Here is a 10,680-nt window from a genome sequence, read left to right as displayed (position 1 = left end):
CTAGAACTTTTATCAAGATATTTTGTTCGTGATTCAAAATCAAGATGCTCAACTCCTAAAACAAAAAATATGGCCAGATAAAGATGATCCTCAGTATGAAGCATTTCCAAAAGAAATGAACCGTGCCAAGCTCACTCTGAGAAGACATTATCAGGAAATATCTAATAGTTTCATCAAAGATTATAAGGGTTATACAAATGGTCCCGTTGAAGGATGTAACAATAAAATCAAAGTAATAAAACGAACAGCATACGGCTTCAGAAACTTTACCAATTTCAGACTTAGGATACTTGTAGCATTTTCTACTAGTTTCTACTCTATAAATTATAAAAACAGTTTAAAACAGCTAAACAAAAAAACAACTAATCCTCCTGAAAGAGAACTAGTTGCCTAGTAAGGACTACGTCCTTAAATTAAGTCATCAGTACTTCTTGACGAAGAGCCAAGAAAATTTCTTAATCTCTTTTAAGCACGACTTATTTAAACAATGCGAATCACAAAAATCAACTGCGGATAATAGTCACTGAAATCCCCGCATTTTTGGCCATGTAAGAGGCTTGCGAGCCGAACATTTTTTTACTATCTTCCTTGCCCACAGAACCGACCACCAATAAATCTGCATGAAATTCAGGCAGTACGTGATTTACAATTCGTTCTGCTGGTTTAGGTCCCTCATCAACAATCGCTGTTATTTTGTTCTTCGCAACACCATAATCTACTGCGGCCTGCACATACTCATTGATTCGTTGTTCCAATTGAGCTCGGGTGCCGTGAATATAGTCTTTGGACATCGCTTCATAAATATTGATATCAGCGGTTTCCAATACCGAAACAATCCCTAATTCCGAACCATCTCGTTTGGCTTTATCAACTGCGTAGCTAAACGCTGCGTGTGCATCTGGAGCGTCATCTACACCTACTAGAATTTTATTAAATTGCTGCGGTTCAATCCTAATTGCCAATTAAATCATTCCCTTCTTGAGCCCATCCATCAAAACAACGGTGCCAAGGTGCTGAAAATTAATTGAATATTTAATACCGTTAACCCAATTGTACAGATCCAGCCTAGCGCTGTCACCCAAAATGGATTAACAAATCGTTGTCCCATAATTTTCTTACTGCTTGTATACACTACAAGTGGCACCATTGAAATTGGCAACGCAATTGATAAGAATACTTGCGAATAAACCATTAAATCATCCAGTGCAGCCTCTTGACCACCATATATAATGGTCACGGCCAAAACGGGAATGACTGATAACAGGCGAGTCACCAACCGGCGGGCCCATAATGGCATCTTCATATGAATAAAGCCTTCCATCACAATTTGTCCCGTTAACGTTCCTGTAATAGTTGAATTTTGACCCGAAGCCAATAAAGCAACTGCAAATAATGTACTTAGTACTGGACTGGCAACTGCACCAGCAAGCTTGCTGTCACCTAAAGCATTGTACAGTGAAGAAAAAGTACCTAAGCCCTCGCCGTGGCCAAAAAACATTGCCGCACCGAGCACTAAGAGTAAACAGTTAATCACAAAGGCACCGGTCAACTGAATATTCGAATCCCACGTTGAGAACCTAACCGCCCGAGCGACATCATTCTCATTGCCATGATCAAATTTTCTGGTTTGTGAGATTGAAGAGTGTAAATATAAATTATGTGGCATAACAGTTGCCCCAACAATTCCAAGGGCCATGGTTAATTGGGCATGTTGCATAATTTGTGGTCGCGGCACAAACCCGCCCATCACACTAGCAAATTGCGGTTGGGCCACTAAAACCTCGTATAAAAATACCAACAAAATAACTGCGATCAAAGTAACCACGATTGCTTCAATTTTTCGAAAACCTAACTTCGTTAATAACAACAAAATTAAGACGTCCAATACGGTTAAAGAAACACCATACGCTAACGGAATCTTGAACAATAGCTCTAACGCAATGGCACCACCAATTACCTCGGCAATGTCAGTGGCCATAATTGCTAATTCAGTGGTCAACCACAAAATCACTCCTAATTTTTTGCCGGTGTGAGCTCTGGTTGCCTGAGCTAAGTCCATCTGAGTCACAATGCCAAGTTTAGCGGCCATGTATTGAAGTAACATCGCAATCAAACTTGATATCAGGATTACAGAAATTAACAAGTAACCAAATTGAGCGCCACCACCAATTGAAGTGATCCAATTACCCGGATCCATGTAGCCAACAGATACCAGCGCTCCCGGTCCACTGAATGCAAACAGTGTTTTCAAAAAACCAGCATTTTTAGGAATCGTTACGGTACTATTGATTTCTTCTAAGCTGGGGCCGTTGGCATAGCGAATTAACTTATGGCTTCGTGAACTTTTTCCTACTCTATCCATCATTAAGCATCCCTTTCTTTTTGTTCACCTATAATTGTATCACAAGTTTTATTAGTGTAAATAAAAAGTTAGGTATTCCTAAACAAAATTAACTAATTCCCCTATATAAAACCATGCAACAATAGTATGATGACATTGAAGTTAAAATTATGGGAGGCTTCAATATGGCAGAAAAAGTATATACTGATTATTTTTATGACAAATCCGCATTTAATACGCATGACGGTGGTTACGTCCCCCTCGAGGAATCACAAACGCCACCACAACCACTTAATATTCCCGCAGTATTAGCTCCTGACCAAGAAACTAACTCTGATATGTATTACACCATCACCGCACAAACTGGCGAGACACAATTGCTTCCAGGCGCCAAAACCAAAACATGGGGCTACAATAGCAGTCTGTTAGGTAAAACAATTATTTTCAAAAATGGCAAAACAATTCACCTGCACTTAGAAAATAAATTAACGGAACTAACCACCTTTCACTGGCATGGCCTCAATATTCCCGGACCAATTGAGGACGGTGGCTGTCATGCGCCCGTTTATCCAGATGGCAGTCGTGATGTCACCTTCAAAATCAATCAACCAGCTGCTACATGCTGGCTGCACGCCCATCCATGTCCTTCAACAGCCTCACAAGTCTGGCATGGCCTAGCAACTGCAGTGGTAATTCAAGATGATGCAGAAGCTCAATTACCGTTGCCGCGTAACTATGGCATTGATGACATTCCCCTGATTTTGCAAGACCGCCGTTTCCATGAAAATAACCAGTGGGACTATCAAGCTGATTACGATCCTGATGGAGTTCAAGGACCCACCGCAATGATTAACGGCACAATTAACCCATACTTTGATGTCACTACTCAACGACTCCGATTGCGTATTTTGGATGGTGCTAATCGCAGAGAATGGCGCTTGCATTTTAGCGATAACCTCGAATTTACACAAGTAGCCTCTGACGATGGTATTTTACCTGAACCAATTAAATTTACACATTTGATGACTACCTGTGCCGAGCGCCATGAGATCATTGTTGATTTTGGTGCCTACAAGCCAGGTGACGATGTCGTTTTGTATTCTGACGACACCCCAATTGTACACTTTCGAATCCACCAATTTGCTTCCGATAACACGAAATTACCACCACACCTGGTTGAAGTACCAGGCCCCGAGATTGATGCAGCACTACCAGTCAAGCACGTGGTAATGTCAGGCATGGACGAAGAAGTAATGATCGATGACCAAAAATTCAATATGCAACGAATTGATTACAAAATGCCATTAGGCAAATGCCAATTATGGGACATCACCAATACCAATAATATGAAAGGTGGCATGATTCATCCGTACCATATGCACGGCACGGCATTCAAGATCGTATCACGTAACGGTCATGCCCCTTATCCAAATGAATATGGACTTAAAGATGTTGTGAGCGTGAATCCTGGTGAACACGTGGTACTTAAAGTTTGGTATGACGTCGCTGGGATATTCATGTATCATTGCCACATTATTGAACACGAGGATGGTGGCATGATGGCACAGCTGCAAGTCGTTGACCCCGCTGATCCGGAGCATAAATATCAGTTAATGGATCACGAGACGCTAATGACAGCTTTTGCAAAAGAGCGGGGCGTCAGCATGGATGATCTCTGGCTCGGTGGCATGGAATCTTATCGTAAAATGGGGATGCAGATGTAACACTAAGTCACTATAAGAATGATCTGTTACTCACACAATTTCACAAAAAAATTACATTTTCTAAATTAGGCATTTTTACATTGGTAAAAGGCTGCTAAGCATACCCTAAGACCACTTCATAAAAAAATCATATAATGCAATCGTTATCATTCACATTAGTTAAGTGCTCGACAGATATTTATTTTCGTCTTATAATAATATATACGATAACAATTTACTAATATAGAATGAAAGAGGCGACTTTTATGAACTTGATTAGTGTGATTTTGCCCGTCAAAAATAATGCTGCTGTGTTACCAACTTTATTGGCCGATTTAAAACGGCAAACCTACCGCAATTTTGAAGTTATTTGTGTCGATAATAACTCAGTCGATCAAACCTATCAGCAATTGGTTGCATTCAAGCGATTAAGCGGCATTTCAACCACAATTATCTCACAGAGAATGCGGCAGTCTGTGGCCACTTCATATAATCAAGCCTTGTCACAAGCTCACGGTCAATATATCATGTTTCTAAATCCGAAAATGCGAGTGCATTCAGCCTGGTTAAGTCAAGTTAGCCAAAATGCAGTTGCTAATGGAACTGACATTGTAGGTTATAATGGTCAAAATCAGCAGTTCTCGCATACTAGTGATTTAATTGCAGCCTATCTTCTGGGCCAAGTGCCAATGAAATTGGAAGGGATGTTAATTAATCGGCAGTTGTTACGCAACATACCGTTCGACCCCCAATTAACATTACATGCTGAAACTATGTTTTTATATAGCATCTACCGCCAGGCAAACAGTGCTTCGTTCCTAAGCGGCTCGGTGTGCCCTAAATTTAATCAGCGCAATGCCAACTTCACCGCTACCCACCTGCAGGTAATGACGGTTCTCGAATCAATCGAAAACTGCATCCAAACAAACGACCCCCATTTAATTCGTCACATGAAAAGACCAATCACAAAATCATTGTGATTGGTCTTTTTACTATTGAAGCCTAAGCGATACTATTCATTATTGATAATTGTAACCATCGGTATGATCACTGGTCGACGGCCAGTTTGCGCAAAAAGTAACTTTTGCAGTCGGCTGACAATCGTCCGATTTAATGCGCGTTCATCAATCTTCTTTCGATTTTTAAACGTATTTAAAATCGCCCAAAAAACTTCATGATTCGCTGCTTTAATTAATTCTTGTGATTCATGCATGTAAACAAACCCACGGGACACGATATCTGGTCCAGCCACAATTTGGTGATTCTTCAAATCAACCACTGCAATAGCTGTCACCACTCCTTCTTCAGACAATAAACGACGTTCTCTGATTTCAGGATTACCGACGCTATCACCGACATCCCGACCGTCAATGTAAACATCACCGGCCTCAACGTGATCTGCAACCCGAGCTGAATCTTTGGTTAATGCCAAAACATCCCCATTAGCTAAGATAAAACTATTCTCCAACGGAACACCGGTCAGTTCAGCTAAATGAGTGTGAATTTTCTGCATCCGATATTCACCGTGGACAGGTGCAAAGTATTTAGGCTTCATCAAGCGAAGCATAAATTCTTCATCAATTTGCCCACCATGACCTGAAGTATGAATATTGTTGACGTAACCATGGACAACGTCAGCCCCAGCTTCGTCCAACTTGTTGATTAACTGGTTAACACTAATCGTATTACCCGGAATCGGATTACTAGAAAAGACAACTGTATCACCCGGCTGAATCGTAATTTGCCGGTGGGTGCCGTTAGCAATGCGGCTCAGTGCAGCCATTGGCTCCCCTTGAGAACCAGTACACATGATTAATACCTTTTCTGGTGGATAATCATTAATTTCGTTTTGATCAATCAAATAGTCATCAGGAATATTTAAGTAACCTAGTTCCTGACCAGCTGCAATGGCATTTTCCATGCTACGTCCAAAGACAGCAATCTTGCGACCTTGGCGCATTGCAGCATCAGAAGCTTCGCGCAACCGATACACGTTAGAAGCAAAAGAAGCGAAAATGATCCGGCCCTTAATACGCTCAAACACGCGGCGAATGTGAACATCCACCCATTGCTCTGATTTAGTAAACTCTGGTCGTTCGGCATTTGTACTGTCAGATGTTAATAGTAAGACACCTTCGTCACCTAATTTAGCCATCTTCTGCAAGTTCGGACCTGGTAGCCCACCGACAGGAGTCAAATCGAACTTAAAATCACCAGTCTGGATAATTGTTCCTTGTGGTGTATGAACCGCAATTCCCAGGGTATCCGGGATTGAGTGTGTCGTCCGGAAAAAGGTAACCGACATTTTCTTAAATTTAAGAACTGTATCCTCATCAATTTCATTTAATTCAGCTGTACGTAACAAATGTTTTTCTTCTAGTTTGCCGCGAATTAACGACAACGCAAATGGTCCAGAATAAATTGGTACATTCACCTGTTGGAGGAAAAACGGCAAACCACCAATGTGGTCTTCGTGACCATGAGTGATTACAATGGCCTTAATCTTGTCTTTGTTCTCAACGAGGTATGAATAGTCTTGAATGACATAATCGACCCCTAATAACTCATCTTCCGGGAATAATACCCCACAGTCAATGACAATAATTTCGTCTTGAAACTGGACACAATACATGTTTTTGCCAATTTCACCAAGACCACCCATCGCATAAAACGCGACCTCGTTGTTATTTATATTTAATTTTCGCATAACTACCTTTTCTTCCTTTTAATTTTAATATATGTACTTCTGAGCTTAAACAGTTTAACTAGTTTGGGCTAATTTATAAATAGAAAGTATTTGTTTCACACTTCGAACCAGAATTTTTACCTAAAAAGCCAAAATGAAACCTCGTTGCCATAACGCATTGATGAGCTGCCAGTCGAACGTTAGACAACTCTTTTATTTTCTATTTATCCGCACGATGATTAAGTCTAAATTATTGTACCACATAATAGCATTAACAGTAAAAAAAAGAACCACCAGATTAGGTGATTCGAGTTCGTTAAGCATTGATCAAGCTGTTGCTAACTTGCTTTGTTGTTGCTTCTCCCATTGGTCCCAAGGAATTTCGGCGTTACCCGTTTCAAAATACCCTTGATCAATTTTTTTTAGTACTTGAACGTATTGATTAAACGATAACGTACTGCTCTTAGCCAGTAACTCGACCAAATCAATATTGCGATTACGGTCAATCACCGCATTGATATCAACCAAAAAGTGCCCAGCCGTCGCGTTAGCAACAATTTCTAGATTTTCATGTTTGAACAGTCTGATGTAAAATCGCGCAAAATCACGTACCGCCTTTTGCTGTAACTGACTATTCAAATCGTTGATCTTAACTAATTTTTCATTCATTTTACTGCTCCTTTTAATACCTTTGCCCCATGTGGTATCAAATTGAATCTGGTATCGCACTTTAAGTTACACCTCTAATAGTAGCACGGAAAAGTCAATTCGTTAACGAATAGTATCGGTCTTGGAACAAAAAAAACCTGAGTCCCGCAACTCAGGCAATGAAGGCGACCGGGTTAATCGAAATCCAAAATTTGAAATTCAACAATTGGTTGCAATCTAGATCGATTTTTTATTAATTCTTTTGAATTAATAATCAAGCGCTCTTGGCGCTGTTCAAATTAACTTTAATTTTTTCCAACACTTCATTACAACTTAAACTAGATAGAACGCGGGAAGTTTTTTGCCCCGATACTTATAGCCTTCATGCTTAGATTAGCATATGTTTTTAAATTTTGATACCTATTTTGCTGGCAAAAGGCGTAGAATGATTTCTTGTCCCGCTAAAATGGCAAAGATATGTTGCATTGGTTGACCATCAAGTGGGCCTAAATCAATTGCTGGTTGTCCATCAACTTGTGTCAACTCCTCAAAACGGTCAACGACCACTTTGCGCAAAAAACTTAAAAATTCTTTTCTTTGTTGCATTTTTTTTACGGATGCGGGTAGCGTAAACCCCTCGTCCAAATAGTCTTTGATCAAATGAACTTCAACAACCGTTTTTAATGAATATTTACGGTTTTTATTTTCATCATTTTTAATTGAATTAATATAGTTTTTCGACTCCCAATAGCGGAGCTGGCTCTGTGACACACCGGTCACTGCCGCCACATCACCGATCCCCAATTGTAACTCCGGTTTTCCCAATAATCCTTTAAATTCTTCCGGTATTTTTTCCAAACGATTTTCTCCTTCTAACTATAACATCAGTTGTAGCAATTATTAGCAAAGCGTTTTCACATTTTCTCGATTTAGTATATATTTTTTAATTAGTTTGTCAAGTTATTTGACAAATGAAAAAAGAAGCGTTATATTACTAGGCATGCAATTTTAATAATGAAAAGAGGTTTTTACATTGAATAAGGCTGTTGATGTCAATGGGAAGCCCTACAACAGAACAATGCTGATTGTTCTGTTACTTGTAGGTGTTTTCTGTACAGTTTTAAATCAAACTATTTTAACGACTGCCTTCCCAACTTTGATGAAGGCATTCGATATTTCGACCGCCACGGTTCAGTGGCTAACCACTGGATTCTTAATGGTTAACGGAATTATGATTCCAGTAAGTGCTTTTCTAAGTAGCCGGTTCCCAACTAAATGGCTCTACATTGTTGCCATGAGTATTTTCGAAATTGGTACAATCCTTGCTTGGACTGCCCCTAACTTTGTTACATTACTTTCTGGTCGTCTTGTCCAAGCCGTTGGTGTTGGAATTGCAATGCCACTGCTCCAGACGATTATGTTAACAATTTTTCCTGCTAACAAACGTGGCGCTGCCATGGGAATGGCCGGTATCGTTGTTGGGCTTGCACCAGCCTTAGGACCAACCCTCTCAGGTTGGATTATTGATAACTTTACCTGGCGAGACCTCTTCGGTATGATCGTACCAATTATGGCAATCGTCATTATCGGTAGTTTTTTCTTCATGAAAAATGTTATCGAAACTGGTCGTCCTAAGTTAGACGTCTGGTCATTAATATTATCCACACTTGGTTTTGGTAGTATGCTGTACGGTTTCTCATCTGTTGGTGACAAAGGTTGGACTGATCCATTAGTAGTTTCAACGATTATCTTTGGAATCATTTTGGTCATCGTCTTTGGCCTGCGCCAACTCCACCTCACTCATCCATTTTTGGAAATTCGCGTTTTCAAATCACGCGAGTTTGCGGTGGCAGCGGCACTGAGCTCCATTGTTAATATGGCAATGGTCGGGGTCGAGATGGTCATTCCATTGTACTTGCAGATTATTCACGGCATGTCAGCCTTCCACTCAGGCTTAACCCTGCTACCTGGTGCGCTCATGATGGGAATTATGAGTCCCTTTACTGGTAACTTGTTCGATAAGTACGGTGCTAAGCGTTTAGCGACCTGTGGTATGTTCATGCTAACACTTGGAACATTACCATTTGTCATGATTACAAAACAAACTCCTGTCATTTACATCACATTTTTGTATGCTATTCGGATGTTTGGCATTTCAATGGTTATGATGCCTGTTACCACATCTGGAATGAATGCTTTGCCAGTCGACATGATTTCACATGGTACTGCCGTCAATAACACAACCCGTCAAGTTGCTAGTTCCGTTGGTACTGCCATCTTGGTATCAGTGTTAACCAATGTCACGAACAACAATTTACCGGGTAAGCACCTATTAACAGAAACTCCCTTTGCTTACAAGTTGCAATCATTTAACGCCACAATGAGTGGTTATCATGCTGCTTTCTGGATTGCAATTGGCTTTTGCGTTGTGGGTCTGATTACCTCAATGTTTCTCAGTGATAAAAATACCAGTGGAAAAACAGTTGCGCAAGTTGCAGCAGGAAAAGGAGGTGCCAACTAATGGTCTTAATTTTATTAGTAATCGGTGCGCTTTCTTTCTTCTTGGCCACAATGTTTACATTTAAACCTGTTACTCGCATCACTTCATTACTGATCACAGGAATTATTCTCGTAGGGTCGATTGGTTTAATGGTCGGTAACTATGAATCTCATTTTGGGATGCATAAGGTTTCTACTGCCACAACGCAAACCATCTATTCAGCATCCAACTCAGAATCAATGCCACTAGTGTTATATAAACCAGTTGGTACTTCTGGTAAAGATGATGTGTACATCTATAACAGTAAGCCAACTCAAAAAAATGCTGAACATACTCAGGCAAACGAATTCACGCATAACAAAGTTAAATGGACAAACAAAACCAAGGCAACAATGAAAACCGTTGAGACGCGTTGGGAATACAAGAATTCATTTTATAAATATTTGTATATGTGGTCTGGGATGGGTCATACACTAATCAGCCGTACAAATACGTTCAGCTATCCGAAAACCTGGGTCAAGATTACAGTTGCCCAAGCTGGAGCCTTGAAAAAGGAAATGGGCAGCACTCAGGCTAAGGCTAAAATGGCCGCTGCTGCTAAGCAATATGTAGAAGCACAGGTTGTCGCTGCTAAAACGAAGAATCCAGAAATGTCCGCAACAGATCAAGCAAAAATTGTTAAACAAGCTCAGCTTGAATATCAAGCAAAAGCTTTAAAACAAGCTGTCGCACAACTGAAATAATCATTTTCAATGCTAGAACGTACATAAATTAATTGTACGTTCTATTTTTTTGAGTTTAA

General features: G+C 40.2%; 9 protein-coding genes and 1 pseudogene. 5 read left to right on the top strand and 5 right to left on the bottom strand.

All coding sequences use genetic code 11. From position 1 onward, the window contains the following. Nucleotides 1–115: 115 nt before the first annotated feature. Nucleotides 116–394 (top strand): transposase, encoded by a 279-nt coding sequence (locus WDC_RS05320; RefSeq protein ID WP_044010842.1) that lies wholly within the window; start codon nucleotides 116–118, stop codon nucleotides 392–394. Nucleotides 395–503: 109 nt separating this feature from the next. Here WDC_RS05320 and WDC_RS05315 read toward each other — a convergent pair whose 3' ends face one another. Together WDC_RS05315 and WDC_RS05310 are read right to left on the bottom strand one after the other, a co-directional pair. Further along, a complete protein-coding gene (locus tag WDC_RS05315) occupies nucleotides 504–962 on the bottom strand; it encodes a universal stress protein (protein ID WP_082040925.1) in 459 nt (152 codons plus the stop codon). Nucleotides 963–991: 29 nt separating this feature from the next. After that, the gene (locus WDC_RS05310; protein WP_044010838.1) at nucleotides 992–2,365 is read right to left on the bottom strand and encodes an Nramp family divalent metal transporter; all 1,374 of its coding nucleotides are present in this window, start codon (nucleotides 2,363–2,365) and stop codon (nucleotides 992–994) included. Between the two features lie 161 nt (nucleotides 2,366–2,526). Between WDC_RS05310 and WDC_RS05305 the strand changes: the two genes are divergently transcribed. Together WDC_RS05305 and WDC_RS05300 are read left to right on the top strand one after the other, a co-directional pair. Then, on the top strand, nucleotides 2,527–4,065 hold the full coding sequence (locus tag WDC_RS05305) for a multicopper oxidase family protein (protein ID WP_044010837.1): 1,539 nt from the start codon (nucleotides 2,527–2,529) through the stop codon (nucleotides 4,063–4,065). A 245-nt stretch (nucleotides 4,066–4,310) separates the two neighbouring features. Then, nucleotides 4,311–5,024: a glycosyltransferase family 2 protein gene (locus WDC_RS05300; RefSeq protein WP_044010836.1), complete on the top strand. Its 714-nt coding sequence runs from the start codon at nucleotides 4,311–4,313 to the stop codon at nucleotides 5,022–5,024. 41 nt (nucleotides 5,025–5,065) lie between these two features. Here WDC_RS05300 and rnjA read toward each other — a convergent pair. From rnjA to WDC_RS05285, 3 genes and pseudogenes are all read right to left on the bottom strand, one after another. Further along, nucleotides 5,066–6,751: pseudogene (gene rnjA, locus WDC_RS05295) on the bottom strand (ribonuclease J1); the annotation flags it as partial. Between the two features lie 306 nt (nucleotides 6,752–7,057). After that, the gene (locus WDC_RS05290) at nucleotides 7,058–7,399 is read right to left on the bottom strand and encodes a hypothetical protein (protein WP_044010835.1); all 342 of its coding nucleotides are present in this window, start codon (nucleotides 7,397–7,399) and stop codon (nucleotides 7,058–7,060) included. A gap of 399 nt (nucleotides 7,400–7,798) precedes the next feature. Then, the gene (locus WDC_RS05285; protein WP_052497804.1) at nucleotides 7,799–8,236 is read right to left on the bottom strand and encodes a MerR family transcriptional regulator; all 438 of its coding nucleotides are present in this window, start codon (nucleotides 8,234–8,236) and stop codon (nucleotides 7,799–7,801) included. A gap of 175 nt (nucleotides 8,237–8,411) precedes the next feature. Here WDC_RS05285 and WDC_RS05280 point away from each other — a divergent pair, with 175 nt between their 5' ends. Both WDC_RS05280 and WDC_RS05275 read left to right on the top strand, forming a co-directional pair. Next, nucleotides 8,412–9,899 (top strand): MDR family MFS transporter, encoded by a 1,488-nt coding sequence (locus WDC_RS05280; protein WP_044010834.1) that lies wholly within the window; start codon nucleotides 8,412–8,414, stop codon nucleotides 9,897–9,899. Then, nucleotides 9,899–10,621, top strand: a complete 723-nt coding sequence (locus WDC_RS05275) for a DUF4811 domain-containing protein (RefSeq protein ID WP_044010833.1) — start codon at nucleotides 9,899–9,901, stop codon at nucleotides 10,619–10,621. The genes WDC_RS05280 and WDC_RS05275 overlap by 1 nt, the downstream gene beginning before the upstream one ends. The last annotated feature ends 59 nt before the right edge of the window (nucleotides 10,622–10,680 follow it).

The sequence above is a fragment of the Paucilactobacillus wasatchensis genome (genome assembly GCF_000876205.1).
GTDB classification, from domain to species: domain Bacteria; phylum Bacillota; class Bacilli; order Lactobacillales; family Lactobacillaceae; genus Paucilactobacillus; species Paucilactobacillus wasatchensis.
The sequence above is the reverse complement of the archived record's forward strand: the minus strand, read 5'-3'. Positions and strand labels throughout refer to the sequence as shown.

What these genes read in the sequence shown, in the direction of transcription:
- WDC_RS05320 (WP_044010842.1), top strand. Translation starts at nt 116, where the DNA reads ATGAACCGTGCCAAGCTCACTCTGAGAAGACATTATCAGGAAATATCT.
- WDC_RS05310 (WP_044010838.1), bottom strand. Translation starts at nt 2,365, where the DNA reads ATGATGGATAGAGTAGGAAAAAGTTCACGAAGCCATAAGTTAATTCGC.
- WDC_RS05305 (WP_044010837.1), top strand. Translation starts at nt 2,527, where the DNA reads ATGGCAGAAAAAGTATATACTGATTATTTTTATGACAAATCCGCATTT.
- WDC_RS05300 (WP_044010836.1), top strand. Translation starts at nt 4,311, where the DNA reads ATGAACTTGATTAGTGTGATTTTGCCCGTCAAAAATAATGCTGCTGTG.
- WDC_RS05290 (WP_044010835.1), bottom strand. Translation starts at nt 7,399, where the DNA reads ATGAATGAAAAATTAGTTAAGATCAACGATTTGAATAGTCAGTTACAG.
- WDC_RS05275 (WP_044010833.1), top strand. Translation starts at nt 9,899, where the DNA reads ATGGTCTTAATTTTATTAGTAATCGGTGCGCTTTCTTTCTTCTTGGCC.